We start from the raw sequence: 14,645 nt of genomic DNA, 5'->3' as shown, positions 1-14,645 counted from the left end.
AAATTGTGCGGTATTTCCGCCAATGCTGCAGCAAAGGCGCTGCGGCATTGCATAACAGGAATTTCTCCTGACCTTTTTATAACTTGATAATCAGGGCGTAACCTGTGCCGCGTGGAAAGTGCACAGGAAAGCAAAGAACAAAGGCGTTCTTTTTGCCAGAAAACTAAACAGTTTCTGCGGCAAAGAGAACGCCTTTTTTCTATCCATTTACACATTAAAGGGGTGTAAGATAATGAGTAAAGAGCCTAAAAACTTAGAACAGAGAGATGGTTTCCAGAGTAAGTGGGGATTCATTCTGGCATGTATCGGTTCTGCGGTTGGTATGGGCAACATCTGGCGTTTCCCGATCATGGTGCAGAAGTACGGCGGCATGACCTTCCTGCTTCCCTATTTTATCTTTGTAATTTTGATCGGCAGTACCGGCGTTATCGAGGAGTTCGCTCTCGGCCGCCGTGCAGCTGCAGGTCCGGTTGGTGCGTTCGGTATGTGTACCAAGGAGCGCACCGGCAGTGATAAATCCGGTAAGGCGATCGGCGCAATCCCGATCATCGGTGCATTGATGCTGGCAATCGGCTACACGGTCGTTCTCGGCTGGATCTTCAAGTACACCTTCATGTCCCTCTCCGGCAGCCTGTTCAGTCTCGGCACGGACATGGGCGCTATCGGCGGTACGTTCGGTATGACCGCACCGGAGGCTGAGACCCTTCCCGAAGCCCTCAAGGCAATGGCGTCGGCCGGCTTCTTCGGCATCGGCAACGGCGTATGGCAGATCGTTGCACTGGTAGTTTCCCTCGCCATCATGGTAATGGGCGTTGCAGGCGGCATTGAGAAGGCAAACAAGGTCATGATGCCTGTTCTGTTCGGTCTGTTCCTCGTACTGGCAGTCTACATCGGCACTCTGCCCGGCGCATCCGAAGGCTATAAGTACATTCTGACCCTGAATCCGGCCGGTCTGGCTAAGCCCGACCTGTGGGTATTTGCATTCGGTCAGGCGTTCTTCTCCCTGTCTGTTGCAGGCAACGGTTCTGTAATCTACGGTTCCTACCTGTCCAAGAGCGAGGATATCCCGTCCTCCGCACGCAACGTAGCAGTATTTGATACCCTCGCAGCTCTGCTGGCAGCAATCGTTATCATTCCGGCAATGGCAGTTGTTCTGGGCGAAGGCATCCGCGACGTAACCGGCGGCCCCGGCCTGATGTTCGTTTACCTCGTAAATGTATTCAACGCAATGCCTGCCGGCCGTATCATCGGCGCGATCTTCTACATCTGCGTACTGTTCGCAGGCGTATCCTCTATCGTAAACCTGTACGAGGCACCGATCGCCTTCCTGCAGGAGCAGTTCAAGTTCAAGCGCGCAGCAGCCGTTGGCACCATTGGTGTGATCGGTCTGGTCGTTTCCATCGCAATCCAGCCGTGGACCTCTCAGTGGATGGACGTTGTTTCCATTTACATCTGCCCGCTCGGCGCTGCTCTGGCCGGCATCATGTTCTTCTGGGTACTCGGCAAGAAAAAGGCACTTGCTGCTGTTAACGAAGGCGCTAAGAAGCCCATCGGCAGCTGGTTCTTCCCGCTTGGTAAGTGGGTATACGTTATCTGTGCAATTGCTGCACTGATCCTCGGCATTATGTACGGTGGCATTGGCTAATCCCTCAAGCTAACCACTGGACTTTCGTTAGACGTTCATGGGTTTATGAATCGTCTGTATCCCCCCTTTTGTCTTTGTCCCCCGTCACTGCTGTGTGGCGGGGGACATGCTTTTCTAATTAGAAATTAGCAATCCGCAGGCAGTAATCGCTGAATGCAAAGCAAAACCCCGGCTTTGCCGCACTTGACAAAACCGGGGCTGCTCGGGTATAATATACCCAAGGGATGCTGTTCAGGCAGTCAGACCTTAATTGATTAGCGATTTTTAGTCACTGACCGTTCGGGCCTAATCGAGCGGTCAGTGCGCTTTTATACAGAAAATGTACAGTACAACAACTGCACATACGAAAAGCCGAAGCAATTTCTTCTGCATTTGCGACACCTCCTTTCCTCCCCAAACCGAGGAAAGAAAGAAGGTCTGACCGCTATCGGAACAACATCTGCTTACAGTATAGCATATACGACAGAATATTGTCAATAAACCGTCCTTTGGGGCGGTTTTTGTTGTTATAGCAGAAAAAGAGACGAACCAGGCAGGCTCGTCTCTTTTTACGTTGTATGGAGAAGATTCAGTTAAAGTAAACGATATCTTCCTTCGCCTTTTCGGCGGGTTCTACCGTGATGGCATGCAGCACCGGACCGGGACCGCGGTACTGCGGCAGCTCCTCGACGGTGATGGACGCCGTTACCTTGACCCAGTCACGGTTATGCAGCTGATCGCGGTCGGGATAGCGGCAGAGGAAGCCGAGGAAGGTGACGTCATCCGCACAGCAGACCATGCCGAAGCGGCCTGGTACGAAGCTGTCGGCGGGCACATCCTTGCCGACGTATGCCTGGGCAAGAAAGCGGACGGTCTTGCCGTCATACTTCATCGGGTCGCCGGTGGCGTCGATGTACCAGAGACCGTAGTCCTCCGGCCCGATGTCGATGATATCCGCATCCACATCAAACGGCAGCGGCATATTGCGGGCGTAGTCCTCGGAATTGCCGTTTACGTCATCCAGATAGATCGCTGCACGCGGGTTCATCGCCTTGATGTTCTTCTTGTACAGCATATCCTTCAGCTCGTCCGTGCAGCGGTTGAACACAACCAGATCCGCAGTGGTGATATGCTCGAACATCATCGGGCCGATGTTGTTGGAATACAGCTCAAACGTGGTCGCATCGACCGTGGTGACGATCTGGTACAGCTCCCAGCGGGCAGGAAATGCCTGCATCAGCTTTTCCAGCTTCCACATGCCGTTGTACTCAACAAGAATGCGGTCCGGCTGGTATTTCTGCTCCACGCGCTTGAGGATATTCGGCGTCAGACGGTCCTCGGACTCGATCGGCACAAGCGCGGTGCCGTAGTGCAGCAGCCACTTCTCGTCGTATTCCTCGATGCCTTCTTCGCACAGCAGCAGCACCGTGCGCTCGTTCTCGGTAAAGTTCGGGTCCGCGAGAATGTCCTGAATGAACTTGGTCTTGCCGCTCTCCAGAAAGCCGGTAAAGACGTATACCGGAATGGGTTCGTTAGCCATAATCTGGTTACCTCACTTTTCGTTTACGCCGAACAGAGCAGCGATGCGCTCCTCATCCAGCTCGGAGCCGATGACGCACAGACGGCCGGTGTAATCGGCAGCGCCGCGGCGGATTTCGGGTGCGCCCGGAACGTAGTCAAAGTGCAGCCACTCGCCGCCGTCTGCACACGGAACGATGCCCTTTGCACGCAGTACGGTGCCGAGCGTAACATCGCCGAGCGCGGTAAGAGCCGCGTTAAGCTCTGCCTCGGTGTACTTGTGGGTCGTTTCCTTACCCCAGGAGGTGAATACCTCGTCAGCATCGTGGTCGTGGTCGTGACCGCAGCAGCAGTGACCGTCGTGGTCGTGATGATGGTGCTCGTGGTCATGATCGTGGTGATGCTCATGGTCGTGATCGTGGCAGCCGCAGGTGCAGTGCTCGTCATGCTCGTGATGATGCTCGTGCTCCTCATGGTCATGCTCGTGGTCATGCTCATGCTCATGTTCGTGCTCATCATGCTCGTGGTCATGGTGGTGATGATGATGCTCGTGGTGCGGCTCGTGCGCGATTTCCTCGAGAACCTCCGCAACGAGGTCGCGGCTGCCTTCCATGGTGGAGAGCAGCTGCTCGCCGGTCAGGTCCTTCCACGGGGTGGTGACGATGCGGGCGTGCTCATTCAGGCCGCGCAGCATGGCAACGGTCTCGTCGAGGCGCTTCTCCGGGCACTCAGCCGTGCGGGACAGCAGAATGGCACCGGCATGCGCCACCTGATTCTCGAAAAACTCACCGAAGTTCTTGAGGTACATCTTGGCCTTGAGCGCGTCAACAACCGTGACGAAGCTGTTCAGCTGAACCTCGAGGTGCGCGTTCTGTACCGCAGCGATAACGTCCGACAGCTTGCCGACGCCGGACGGCTCGATCAGGATGCGGTCCGGATGGTACTGGTCCACAACATCGTGCAGCGCCTTGCCGAAGTCGCCAACCAGCGAGCAGCAGATGCAGCCTGCGTTCATCTCGTTTACAACAATGCCGGCATCCTTGAGAAAGCCGCCGTCAATGCCGATCTCACCGAACTCGTTCTCGATCAGAACAACCTGCTCACCCTTGAGCGCATCGGCCAGCAGACGCTTGATGAGGGTCGTCTTGCCGGCACCCAGAAAACCGGAAATAATATCAATTTTAGTCATGCTTTGTCGCTCCATTTCTATGCACGGCACAGGGATTCCCGAACCGTACTCAAATTTTTCGAACGCTTATATTATACCACATTTATCGAAAAAAGAAAAGCTATTTGGTTAGCGGACGCTAATCTTTCCGGCTGCGCGGAGCGTGAGGAGAAGTTAAACACAAAAACCGCCCAAAAGGACGGTTTATTGACAGTACATATTACGATATGCTATAATCAAGGCAGCAAACGGTGAATAAAGGTTGTTCCTCCCCATAGAAGGGAGGTGATCCGCATGACAATTCTGGAAGTCATTGGACTGCTTGATTTGCTCTGCTCGGTTATCTTTGGTATCCTCGGATACTTAAAGAAATAACCGCCCTCCGGTAGTTAAAAGAGAGCGGCTTCTTCTCGACTAAAAATCGAACTGAGGAACGACTGCTCTCCCTACAAGAGCCGCCGTTTGTCAGCTATATTATAGCGCGAAGCCCCGGTTTTGTCAAGCGACGAAACCGGGGCTTTGTTTTACCATTCCTAATCAGAAAGGAATTATTCTCCCATCACCTGAAAGACAATATCCCGCACACGGTTGCGGGTATCGCACTCCACAAGGGTCAGATTCTGCCACGGGCCGATGGTGATCTCGCCATTCACGAACGGGATAACGATAAACGGGCTGAGCAGCGCCGCCTTGATGTGCGACGAGCCGTTATCATCGTGCCAGGTATCGTGGTGGTGGTAATGAATGACCGCACCGGTCTCATCGCGGTAGGGCGAAAAGACGTCCATCGCCGCCTTGAGGTCATGGTAGACCATGCCCGGCTCAAACTCGAGCGTGGTCAGACCGGCAACGCCGCCGGTGGTAAAGCCGGTAATCGTGCCGGACTTCATGCCGGTCTTGCGGCAGGCGTTCTGCACCGCTGCGCGGAAGTCATCGGTAACGTCGATCATGCCCATGTGGGCCTTGGTTTTGTAGGTTTTGGTTTCGGTATAAACAGGCATTTGCGATTCTCCTTTAGAGGCACTCTAAGTAGCGGCCGTACAGCGTTTTGCTGAGGTCGGCGGCGTGACGGAGCAGCGTCTGACGGCTGATATAGCCGCGCGCGTACGCAATCTCCTCCAGACATGCGATGTAGCGGCCGCTCTCATCCTGCACGCGGCGGACAACCTGTGCGGATTCGAGCAGATTCTCGGCGGTACCGGCATCCAGCCAGACGAAATCCCGCTCGAGCTTTTCCACGTGCAGCTGACCGCGCTTCATGTACTCGATATTGACATCCGTGATCTCCAGCTCGCCTCTTGCCGAGGGCTTGAGTCCGCGGGCAATCTCCATAACCGAGTTATCGTAAAAATACAGACCCGGAACGATATAGTTAGACTTCGGATAGCGCGGCTTCTCCTCGATGGAAATAGCACGGCCCTGACCATCAAACTCCACAACGCCGAACGCACGCGGGTCATCGACATAGTAGCCGAACACGCAGGCGCCGGATTTCATCTGCACGGCACGGTCCAGATAGTTCTGGAAATTGGGGGAATAGAAGATATTATCGCCCAGAACAAGGCAAACCGAGTCATCCCCGATGAACTGAGAGCCGATGAGCAGCGCGTCCGCGATGCCGCGTGCAACCTCCTGCACCTCGTAGGTGATGTTGACGCCGAAGCGGCCGCCGGAACCGAGCAGGCGGTAGAACGGGCCTTCCTCTCCGGGCGGGATGATGATGAGAATATCGCGGATACCGGCCTGCAGGAGCGCAGCCAGCGGATAGTAGATCATCGGTTTATCGTATACCGGCAGCAGCGGTTTGCATACCGGACGTGTCATCGGGTACAGGCGCGAGCCCTTACCGGCGGCAAGAATGATTCCTTTCATTGGCTATTCCTCTATCTATATGGTTTTGTGAGATTAGTATAGCACACTTTGGGCAAATAAGAAAGCCTTTTGTAAAGGCAGAAGTCAGGAGGCAGGAGTAATGGAAAATTGAAAATTGAGAATGGAGAATGGCGCTATCCTTGCGCAGGCTCCGGTCGCGCTGCGCCCGTAATGGCTTACCTCCTGTGTAATATTCGATTCCACGGATTTAATTGATAAATGTCCGCAGGGCGGGGCACCCTCACCCCGCCCTACGATAACTCATTCACTCTTTCTCAATCGTCAGCACCGAATGATACGGCATCGGCTTTCCGTCCACGGCGTTATCGCGCGATGCGCCGCTGAATTCATACTCGTACCGGAAATCCAGTCCGTCGAGATGCGCCTCCTTGACGTTTTTCGTATCCGGTACATCGTATTCCCAGCCGTCGTCAATGATGTCATCCCTCATGTGGTCGGCATACAGCCAGCTCCATTTGGCATACGCGACCGCAAAGGCGTAATACACCGTCATGCGCTCCTGATAGCCGCACGAGCCGTTCTGCGAATCCGAAACCACCGTCACCGACTGCACATAGCCGTCCGCATCGGTTTCGACCGTCACATCGGATACAGAATCGCCCAGCGAGAATCCGGTGTACGAGCCGCCCATTCCCACGTCGCTATTCCAGCTGCCGTCCGGCCGGACATACGGCGCCAAGCCCTGATTATATTTCAGGCAGTCGTTGCAGTTCTCCACATACTCCGCAAGAGTCAGCTCGCCGCGATTGGGCGGCAGCTTGGCGTACAGGTCAATGCCGTAACCTGCGGCTGTTCGCAGCCCGATCACCAGCAGGTACAGCGCCACGCGATACCAGCGCACCTCCCGCTCGCGGACAACGATGCTGCACCCGTTCTCCAAATCCCACGAGAGCTCCTCTTCTTTGCACGCGCGGTAGCACTTGTAATTGTAGTACCAGTCGAAGAACGGCAGCGCATAGCAGTTGCCGTAGCCGAACACGCCCCACAAACGGGCATATGCGGTGCGGATGGACAGCTTGTTCCCGTCCTCATCGCGGACGGACAGCCCGAAGATCCACTTGCCGGGCGTTGTGCCCCAGTAATGCAGCAGCACCGGCTCGAACACGAACGTCAGCAGCCAGCCGACATAAGCGCACGCGGCCGACCACGCCAGACTCGCCGTGATCTGGATAAAATTCTCCGGATTGATGCGGAACACCCACTGCGACAGCATCAACCACAGCAGCCCATACAGTCCGGCATCCACATTGCGGGCAAGGAAGCGCCGCCACGGGCAGCCTGCCGGCGGGATGCGGTCTTTCTCGCGCGGGTCGTCTGCGGGCAGCACGATGGACTGGTACCGGTCTACATCCAGCCCGTTCCACTCCGCCCTGTCCTCGCAGATGGCGCGGCACATCGCATACGCCTGTTCGCTCTCGCGGATGTCCCCCTGCAATACGTCGAGCTGGCCTGCCGCCGCCTCGGGCAGCGCTTTCTCGCCGCTCTCGATGGCGCGGATGTCGGGCACGCTCAGGCGCAGCCGCCGCAGCAGCATGATCTTCCGCAGCGTCTGCACATCGTCCTCGGTGTAATCGCGGTAGCCGTTCTCGCCGCGTGTCGGCGTGAGCAGCCCTTCCTTTTCGTAAAACCGGATGTTCGCCCGGGTCAGTCCCGTCCTGCGCTCTGCTTCCGCTATGTTCATACGATCACCTTCCCTTCTATTGATTACATTATAAGGGATAAAGTGGGTTTACAGTCAAGTGTTTTCGGGGAAAATGTTAAGAAAAAAGAGTGGATAAAACTCCACTCTTTTTATATTTAATTCAGCTTAATGCAGCTTAGTTCAGCGCTGCAATCGACTCTTCCAGCTTTGCGAGGTGCTCGCGCAGCTTTTCGGCCTTTTCGCGCTCGGCTGCAACAACCTTCTCGGGTGCCTTATCGACAAACTTCGGGTTGTTCAGCTTCTTCATAACAAAGTCGATATCAGCCTCGACCTTGCTCTTCTCCTTGCCGAGGCGGGCCCGCTCGGCCTCAAAGTCGATGAGGTCGCCCATCGGCATATAGATCTGTGCGTCGCCGGTGACTACGGATGCCATCTTGGCAGCGTCCGCCGGAACCGCGTCGATGAGTTCAATCTCGGAAGCGTAAGCCAGCTTCGGGAAGAAGCCTGCGCCTGCGGAGAACGTATCCTTCTTCTCGGTCAGGATGAGCACCTTGGCCTTCTTGGAGGGCGGTACGTTCATCTCGGCACGGCGGTTGCGGATGGCGCGGACAGCGTCCATCAGGCTCTCCATCTGTGCCTCCTCAGCGGCAAAGTGCAGCTCGTCCTTGTACTCCGGCCATGCGGATACCATAACGGACGGACCCTCATGCGGCAGCGCCTGCCAGATGGTCTCGGTGATGAACGGCATGAACGGGTGCAGCAGCTGCATTGCGCCGCTCAGCACATAGCACAGCACCTTCTGTACGTTCTCGTCGCCGGTCTGCAGACGGGTCTTTGCAATTTCGATATACCAGTCGCAGAAGTTCTCCCAGATGAAGTCGTTCAGCTTGGCAGCTGCCAGACCCAGCTCGTACTGGTCGATGTTGCGGGTAACGTCGGCTACCAGCGTGTTGAACTTGCTGATGATCCACTTGTCCTCGATGGCAAGGTCGCTCGGCAGCTCGACTGCCTTGTCCTTGTCGATGGTCAGGTTCATCTGGATAAAGCGGGATGCGTTCCAGATCTTGTTGCAGAAGTTGCGGGACGCCTGTACGCGCTCGTCCGAGAAACGCATGTCGTTTCCGGGGCTGTTGCCCGTTGCAAGGGTGAAGCGCAGCGCGTCCGCGCCGTACTGGTCGATGACCTCGAGCGGGTCGATGCCGTTGCCGAGCGACTTGGACATCTTGCGGCCCTGCGCGTCGCGCACCAGACCGTGGATATAAACCGTCTTGAACGGGGTCTCGCCCATGTGCTCCACACCGGAGAAGATCATGCGGGCAACCCAGAAGAAGATGATATCGTAGCCGGTAACAAGCGTAGAGGTCGGGTAGAAATACTCCAGCTCCTTGGTCTTATCCGGCCAGCCGAGCGTGGAGAACGGCCACAGAGCGGACGAGAACCAGGTGTCGAGAACGTCCTCTTCCTGACGGATGTTCTTGCTGCCGCACTTCGGGCAGGTGCATACGTCGGTCTTGGAGACGGTCATCTCACCGCAGTCGTCGCAGTAGAACGCCGGAATGCGGTGCCCCCACCACAGCTGACGGGAGATACACCAGTCGTGTACGTTTTCCATCCAGCGCAGGTAGGTCTTGGAGAAACGGTCGGGCACGAACTTGGTCTTGCCCTCGTTTACAACGTCCATAGCGGGCTCGGCGAGCGGCGCCATCTTGACGAACCACTGCGCCGAGGTCATCGGCTCAACGGTCGTACCGCAGCGGTAGCAGGTGCCAACGTTGTGCTCGTGGTCCTCGATCTTGACCAGCCAGCCGCCTTCCTCGAGGTCCTTTACAACCGCCTTGCGGCACTCGTAGCGGTCCATGCCCTCGTACTTGCCGCCGTTTGCGTTGACGGTCGCGTCCTCGTTGAACACGAGAATCTGCTCGAGGTTGTGGCGCTGACCCATCTCGAAGTCGTTCGGGTCGTGGCACGGCGTAACCTTAACACAGCCGGTGCCGAACTCCATGTCAACGTACTCGTCGCCGAAAATCGGAATCTCGCGGTTCATGATCGGGAGGATGCAGGTCTTGCCGATCATGTGCTTGTAGCGCTCGTCGTTCGGGTTGACGGCAACGCCGGTATCGCCCATAAAGGTCTCCGGACGGGTGGTCGCAACCACCAGATCGCCCGAGCCGTCCGCCAGCGGATAGCGGATGTGCCACAGCTTGCCCGGCTGGGTTTCGTACTCAACCTCAGCGTCGGACAGGGCGGTCGCGCAATGCGGGCACCAGTTGATGATGCGGTGGCCCTTATAGATCAGGCCCTTGTTGTACAGGTTTACAAAAACCTCACGGACAGCCTTGGAGCAGCCCTCGTCCATGGTGAAGCGCTCGCGGTCCCAGTCGCAGGAGGTGCCGAGCTTCTTGAGCTGGCTGATAATGCGGCTGCCGAACTTGTCCTTCCACGCCCAGACGCGCTTCAGGAACTCCTCACGGCCGAGGTCGTAACGGGTCAGGCCCTCCTCCTTGCGGAGGTTCTCCTCTACCTTAATCTGGGTTGCGATACCGGCGTGGTCGGTGCCCGGCATCCACAGTGCCTCGTAGCCCTGCATGCGCTTGGTGCGGATGAGGATATCCTGCAGGGTCTCGTCGAATGCGTGGCCCATGTGCAGCTGGCCGGTAACATTCGGAGGCGGAATAACGATGGTGTACGGTTTCTTGTCCGGATTGACCTCGGCGTGGAAGAAGCCGGAATCGACCCAGAACTTGTACAGCTTGTCCTCGACCGATTTCGGGTCGTAGGTCTTAGGCAGTTCGCTCATTGATCTATCTCCTTCAATTTGATTTACGATATAAATGCGGGATACTTCTGTGCAAACAAAAAAGAGCATACTCATCCCGACAACAGGACGAAGTATGCTCCGTGGTACCACCTGAATTCGCGTAAAGACGCGCACTCGTTGCCCCGTAACGCGGGTTAGACGGAACAGCTTAACGAAAATTCGGCTGTTCTGCTCCAAAGCGACCTTCTTCTTCCCCGCCGAGGTGCTTGCACCGACCGCACCCTCTCTAAACGCGCAAAGGAAAAATACTCCTCTTTTTCACGGCATTTGCGTATTAACTTTAATATTATATCTGTTAAATTCGGGTTTGTCAAGGGATATCCCTTGTTTTCCGGCACCGACCCCCGGGGTACTTGAACCGCGCAGGCGGTTCACCCTATCCGGGCGGCTCCTTTTCAGCACCGGCTGAGCGGGGCACTCGAACTGCCGCAGGCGGGTTCGCCCCTAACGGGCGGAGAGTTTTTCGCTGAACCTCAGCGGGGGGATTCGCCGTCTGCGGACGGCGGGGATGTTGCGGCGCCCGCCGCGGGGACGACGCCGTACCCACGGCGGTGGGCAAAAAGGAAGGACAACCTGCGGTTTTCCTTCCTCTTTGAACTCCTACCTTTCCCTTTGCTTCATAGCCTGACGCAAACCAGAGAGCGGCGACCGCTTCGAAAAATAGGAACGGCAGTCGGGTTACTCTTGCGTTTGTTTCGCAAAATATTCGCAGTTCACAGATAGCGTACTGCTACACAGGCGGGTTAATCAACGCAAGGCGTGGCATGACAGTGCCGCGCAAATCCTTGGCACGTTGTAACGCACGGCACCTGCGAATTAAGCGTTTGGTACAATTTATCCTCGCAGGTGCTGTCTATAATAACGCGCTAAAGAATCGCGCGGCACTGTTATGCCGCGCCTGTGAAGACTTTCCGGTCTGTGTAGCAGTAATGTATCTGACTCTGCGAACAGGTTGAGAAAGACACGGAAGAAAAAATCCTCTGCCGTTCCCCTATTTCGCAGCGGTCACATGTCGGCAATCTGCGCCAGACTATCCAAGGGAAAGGGGTGATTCACAAGAGGGTGGAAACCGCAGGTGTCTACCCTCTTGTGCCCCCGCCGGGTAGGCGCACTCCCCGCTGAGGTTCAGCGAAAACCTCCCGCCCGTTAGGGGCGAACCCGCTGACGCAGTTCGCGCGCCCCGCTCAGCCGGTGCAGAGAAACAGGCTCCCGCCCGGCAGGAACTTACGAAAGTCTCCGCTTGAACTCCTCATACCCGAACATCCGCACGACCTCATCCGTGCCGTCGGCGCGTCTTACCGCGATGAGCGGCAGCGGCATGCCGTTAAACGTATTGGTCTTGACCATGGTGTAGAGCGCCATGTCCTCAAATACGACCTGCTCACCGGCGCCGAGCGCCACATCGAACGAATACTCACCGATGACGTCGCCTGCGAGACAGGAGCGGCCGGTCAGCAGATAGGTGAACGCCTTTTTCCCCGGCTCGCCGCCGCGGTACACCGGCGGACGGTACGGCACCTCGAGCACGTCCGGCATGTGGCACGCCGCCGAGGTATCCAGAATCGCAATGTCCTTATGGTTGTGCATCACCTCGAGCACGGTGGAGACCAGATAGCCCGCATTTAGCACAACGGCCTCGCCCGGCTCCAGATAAACCTGCACCTTGTACTTTTTCTGCAGATAATCAATGCAGTGCACCAGCGTTTCCACATCGTAATCCGCACGGGTGATATGGTGGCCGCCGCCGAGGTTGATCCATTTCAGGCCATCCATATACTGACCGAAATTCTGCTCAAATGCAGCGACAGTCCGCACCAGATCGTCCGAATTCTGCTCGCAGAGCGTGTGGAAATGGAAACCCTCAATGCCGTCGAGCAGCTCCGGCTGAAAATTCTCTATCGTAATGCCGAGGCGCGAATCCGGACCGCACGGGTCATACATCGCGTGGTCGCTCGGCTGCGTGGAGCACTCCGGATTGAGCCGCAGGCCGCAGCTCTTCCCTGCCGCGCGGGCAAGGCTGCCGTAGGCCTTCCACTGCGTGAACGAGTTGAACACAATGTGGTCGGCGTACTCCAGAATCTCGCGGAACTCGCCCTCCGCGTAGGCCGGCGCGTAGACATGGGTCTCGCCGCCGAATTCCTCATGACCGAGCCGTGCCTCGTACAGACCGGAGGCCGTTGTGCCCGCCAGATACTCCCGAATCAGCGGGTACACGGAAAACATCGAGAACGCCTTCTGCGCCAGCAGGATCTTCGCGCCGGTGCGTCTGGCAACGTCCCGCAGGACGGCCAGATTCTGCACCAGACGGTTTTCATCGAGCAGGTAGCAGGGCGTAGGAAGCTCAGTAAATTTCATATCAGTCCACCAGTACCGGCTTGTCGTTGATCTGCCACGGCAGACCCCACTTGTTCAGCGCCTCCATGTACGGATCGGGATCAAACTCCTCGACCGTGTACACGCCCGGCTTGTTCCACTTGCCGGTCAGCAGCATCGCCGCGCCGATCATCGCCGGAACGCCGGTGGTGTAGCTGATGGCCTGCGAGCCGACCTCGCGGTAGCACTCCTCGTGGTCGCAGACGTTGTAGATATAGGCGGTCTTTTCCTTGCCGTCCTTCTTGCCGGTGAAAATGCAGCCGATGTTGGTCTTGCCCTTGGTGCGCGGACCGAGCGTTGCCGGATCGGGCAGCAGCGCCTTGAGGAACTGGATCGGCACGATCTGGTGGCCCTCAAACTCGATCGGGGTGGTGGACAGCATGCCGACGTTCTCCAGGCAGTTCATGTGGGTCAGGTAGGACTGACCGAAGGTCATGAAGAAGCGGATGCGCTGCACGCCCGGAATATTCTTGGCGAGGGACTCGATCTCCTCGTGGTGGAGCAGGTACATGTCCTTGTGGCCGACCTGATCGAAGTCGTACTCGCGCTTGATGCTCATCGCCGGAATTTCAACCCAGTGACCATTCTCCCAGTACGAGCCCGGTGCGGATACCTCACGCAGATTGATCTCCGGGTTGAAGTTGGTCGCAAACGGATAGCCGTGGTCGCCGCCGTTGCAGTCGAGGATGTCGATGGTGTCGATTTCATCGAACAGGTGCTTCTGTGCGTAAGCGCAGTACGCCTGCGTTACACCCGGGTCAAAGCCGGAGCCGAGCAGAGCGGTCAGACCGGCCTCCTCAAACTTTTTCTTGTACGCCCACTGCCAGGAGTAGTCAAAGTACGCGGTAAAGCCCTCGTCCTTGCAGCGCTTCTCGTAAATGGCGCGCCACTCCGGATCGTCGGTGTCCTCCGGCTCGTAGTTGGCCGTATCCATGTAGTTTACGCCGCACTTGAGGCACGCATCCATGATGGTCAGGTCCTGATACGGCAGCGCAATGTTCATCACGATGTCCGGCTTGTACTCGTCGATGAGCGCGCACAGCTCGTCCACGTTGTCCGCGTCCACCTTTGCGGTGCGGATCTTGGTTGCGGTCGTACCGTCCAGCTTCTCCTTAATCGCATCGCACTTGCTCTTGGTGCGGGATGCGATCATGATTTCCTCAAAAACGTCGCTGTTCTGGCAGCACTTGTGGATAACTACGCCGGCAACACCGCCGCAGCCGATGATCAATGCTCTTCCCATTGTTAATTCCTCCTCATTTTTAACTGTATATATAATTGAGATTTATTGAATGGTCTTTATTTGTTAAACTGCCGCTTGAGAAGCGAACGGAACTGCGCAGGCGGCAGCCTTTTTCTCTGCACCGGCTGAGCGGGGGACGCGAACTGCGTCAGCGGGTTCGCCCCTAACGGGCGTGAGGTTTTCGCTGAACCTCAGCGGGGAGTGCGCCTACCCGGCGGGGGCACAAGAGGGTAGACACCTGCGGTTTCCACCCTCTTGTGAATCACCCCTTTCCCTTGGGGATATTCCGGCGCAGATTTCCTATATGTGACCGCTCAGAAAAGGAGTACGACAGAGGATTTTTTCTTCCGTGTCTTTCGCAACCTG

At 56.7% G+C, this 14,645-nt stretch carries 9 protein-coding genes and 1 other annotated feature; of the genes, 1 reads left to right on the top strand and 8 read right to left on the bottom strand.

Features of this window, described 5'->3' with window-relative positions:
- The first annotated feature begins 232 nt into the window (after nt 1-232).
- A complete protein-coding gene (locus tag PG722_RS11620; RefSeq protein ID WP_270580635.1) occupies nt 233-1,645 on the top strand; it encodes a sodium-dependent transporter in 1,413 nt (470 codons plus the stop codon).
- A 568-nt stretch (nt 1,646-2,213) separates the two neighbouring features.
- Here the strand turns inward: PG722_RS11620 and PG722_RS11615 are convergent.
- The 8 genes from PG722_RS11615 to PG722_RS11580 form a co-directional block, all read right to left on the bottom strand.
- Nucleotides 2,214-3,164 carry a TIGR03943 family putative permease subunit gene (locus PG722_RS11615; RefSeq protein WP_270580634.1) on the bottom strand — a complete coding sequence of 317 codons (951 nt, stop codon included), beginning with the start codon at nt 3,162-3,164 and terminating at the stop codon, nt 2,214-2,216.
- Nucleotides 3,165-3,176: 12 nt separating this feature from the next.
- Complete coding sequence (locus PG722_RS11610; protein ID WP_118728925.1) at nt 3,177-4,331, bottom strand: CobW family GTP-binding protein; 1,155 nt, start codon at nt 4,329-4,331, stop codon at nt 3,177-3,179.
- Between the two features lie 527 nt (nt 4,332-4,858).
- Nucleotides 4,859-5,311 carry a YjbQ family protein gene (locus PG722_RS11605; RefSeq protein ID WP_117488921.1) on the bottom strand — a complete coding sequence of 151 codons (453 nt, stop codon included), beginning with the start codon at nt 5,309-5,311 and terminating at the stop codon, nt 4,859-4,861.
- A 13-nt stretch (nt 5,312-5,324) separates the two neighbouring features.
- The gene (gene rfbA / locus PG722_RS11600; RefSeq protein ID WP_270580633.1) at nt 5,325-6,182 is read right to left on the bottom strand and encodes a glucose-1-phosphate thymidylyltransferase RfbA; all 858 of its coding nucleotides are present in this window, start codon (nt 6,180-6,182) and stop codon (nt 5,325-5,327) included.
- Nucleotides 6,183-6,447: 265 nt separating this feature from the next.
- Complete coding sequence (locus tag PG722_RS11595) at nt 6,448-7,884, bottom strand: MerR family transcriptional regulator (protein WP_270580632.1); 1,437 nt, start codon at nt 7,882-7,884, stop codon at nt 6,448-6,450.
- A gap of 136 nt (nt 7,885-8,020) precedes the next feature.
- Nucleotides 8,021-10,642 (bottom strand): valine--tRNA ligase, encoded by a 2,622-nt coding sequence (locus tag PG722_RS11590; protein ID WP_270580631.1) that lies wholly within the window; start codon nt 10,640-10,642, stop codon nt 8,021-8,023.
- A gap of 80 nt (nt 10,643-10,722) precedes the next feature.
- Nucleotides 10,723-10,934: a binding site (T-box leader), on the bottom strand.
- A gap of 953 nt (nt 10,935-11,887) precedes the next feature.
- Nucleotides 11,888-13,018 carry a carboxynorspermidine decarboxylase gene (gene nspC, locus PG722_RS11585; RefSeq protein WP_270580630.1) on the bottom strand — a complete coding sequence of 377 codons (1,131 nt, stop codon included), beginning with the start codon at nt 13,016-13,018 and terminating at the stop codon, nt 11,888-11,890.
- A gap of 1 nt (nt 13,019) precedes the next feature.
- Nucleotides 13,020-14,279: a saccharopine dehydrogenase family protein gene (locus PG722_RS11580; RefSeq protein ID WP_118361766.1), complete on the bottom strand. Its 1,260-nt coding sequence runs from the start codon at nt 14,277-14,279 to the stop codon at nt 13,020-13,022.
- Nucleotides 14,280-14,645 lie beyond the last annotated feature (366 nt).

It is taken from the genome of Butyricicoccus sp. OF27-2pH9A (assembly GCF_027693185.1).
Lineage (GTDB): Bacteria > Bacillota > Clostridia > Oscillospirales > Butyricicoccaceae > Agathobaculum > Agathobaculum butyriciproducens.
The sequence above is the reverse complement of the archived record's forward strand: the minus strand, read 5'-3'. Positions and strand labels throughout refer to the sequence as shown.

Bases quoted from the DNA above. Each gene is read 5' to 3' on its own strand.
- PG722_RS11615 (WP_270580634.1), bottom strand. From the start codon at position 3,164: ATGGCTAACGAACCCATTCCGGTATACGTCTTTACCGGCTTTCTGGAG.
- nspC (WP_270580630.1), bottom strand. From the start codon at position 13,018: ATGAAATTTACTGAGCTTCCTACGCCCTGCTACCTGCTCGATGAAAAC.
- PG722_RS11605 (WP_117488921.1), bottom strand. From the start codon at position 5,311: ATGCCTGTTTATACCGAAACCAAAACCTACAAAACCAAGGCCCACATG.
- PG722_RS11580 (WP_118361766.1), bottom strand. From the start codon at position 14,279: ATGGGAAGAGCATTGATCATCGGCTGCGGCGGTGTTGCCGGCGTAGTT.
- rfbA (WP_270580633.1), bottom strand. From the start codon at position 6,182: ATGAAAGGAATCATTCTTGCCGCCGGTAAGGGCTCGCGCCTGTACCCG.
- PG722_RS11610 (WP_118728925.1), bottom strand. From the start codon at position 4,331: ATGACTAAAATTGATATTATTTCCGGTTTTCTGGGTGCCGGCAAGACG.
- PG722_RS11620 (WP_270580635.1), top strand. From the start codon at position 233: ATGAGTAAAGAGCCTAAAAACTTAGAACAGAGAGATGGTTTCCAGAGT.
- PG722_RS11595 (WP_270580632.1), bottom strand. From the start codon at position 7,884: ATGAACATAGCGGAAGCAGAGCGCAGGACGGGACTGACCCGGGCGAAC.
- PG722_RS11590 (WP_270580631.1), bottom strand. From the start codon at position 10,642: ATGAGCGAACTGCCTAAGACCTACGACCCGAAATCGGTCGAGGACAAG.